Here is a 1,255-nt window from a genome sequence, read left to right as displayed (position 1 = left end):
TTGATCGAGAGGTGAAGCGATGGGTGTCTTGGAGCGCCAGAAGCGGGTGCGTGCGTATCGCGGGCAGATTCCGTCGCCGGGTAGGCCGACGGTGGCCTGGCGTGAGGACAGGGTCAAGTTCTGGGCGGCGATTGCCCGTGGTGTCAAGACCGAGGACGCGTGTGTGGAGGCCCGTGTGTCCGCGCCGGTGGGGTTCCGCTGGTTCCGGCACGCTGGCGGTGTGAATCCGCGTCTTCCAGCCGAAATCTCTGGACGGTACCTGTCGTTCGCCGAACGGGAGGACATCGCGATCTGGCATGCCCAGGGTGCCAGCGGCCGAGAGATCGCCCGCAGACTGGGGCGGGATCCGTCGACGATCTCGCGCGAGCTGCGCCGTAACGCGTCCACCCGCACCTACAAGTTGGACTACCGGGCTTCGACTGCGCAGTGGCACGCCGAACGCTGTGCCCGGCGGCCGAAGGCCGCCAAGCTCGTCCGCAATCAGCGGCTGCGTGACTATGTCCAGGCGCGGTTGTCCGGGGACATCACCGACGCCGACGGTCAGCCAGTGGGTCCGGCCGGCCCGACGTGGAAGGGACGGAACAAACCACATCGCGGGGACCGACGCTGGGCGACGGCGTGGAGCCCGGAGCAGATTGCCCAGCGCCTGCCGGTCGAGTTCCCCGATGATGAAGACATGCGGATCAGCCACGAGGCGATCTATCAGGCGCTCTACGTCGAGGGGCGTGGTGCGCTCAAGCGTGAGTTGGTGGCCTGTCTGCGTACCGGACGCGCCCTGCGGGTGCCCAGGGCACGCAACCGGCAGAAGGCATGGGCCCATGTCACCGACGGGGTACTCATCAGTGAGCGTCCCGCCGAAGCGGAAGACCGCGCCGTTCCCGGACACTGGGAGAGCGATCTCATCATCGGGCTGAAACGCTCGGCGATCGGCACTCTGGTGGACCGCACCACCAGGTTCACCATGCTGATCCACCTGCCCCGCGAAAAGGGCTACGGCGTGATCCCGCGGACGAAGAACGGACCCGCACTGGCCGGCTACGGCGCTATCACGATGAAGAACGCCCTGGCCGACACGATGACCACGCTGCCCGAACAACTCCGCCGATCACTAACCTGGGACCGCGGCAAGGAACTGTCCGCACACGCGGCGTTCAAGGTCGAAACCGGCATCCCCGTCTACTTCGCCGACCCCCACAGCCCCTGGCAGCGCGGCACCAACGAGAACACGAACGGGCTGTTGCGCCAGTACTTCCCC

The 1,255-nt window shown here is 66.9% G+C and carries 1 protein-coding gene; it reads left to right on the top strand.

Annotation, left to right across the window (positions count from 1 at the left end; all coding sequences use genetic code 11):
- Window positions 1–19: 19 nt before the first annotated feature.
- Window positions 20–1,255 (top strand): IS30 family transposase (locus EES42_RS35885; protein ID WP_124722615.1); only part of this gene is annotated, 1,236 nt, incomplete at its 3' end.

Source organism: Streptomyces sp. ADI95-17 (genome assembly GCF_003846175.1).
GTDB lineage: Bacteria > Actinomycetota > Actinomycetes > Streptomycetales > Streptomycetaceae > Streptomyces > Streptomyces sanglieri.
The sequence above is the reverse complement of the archived record's forward strand: the minus strand, read 5'-3'. Positions and strand labels throughout refer to the sequence as shown.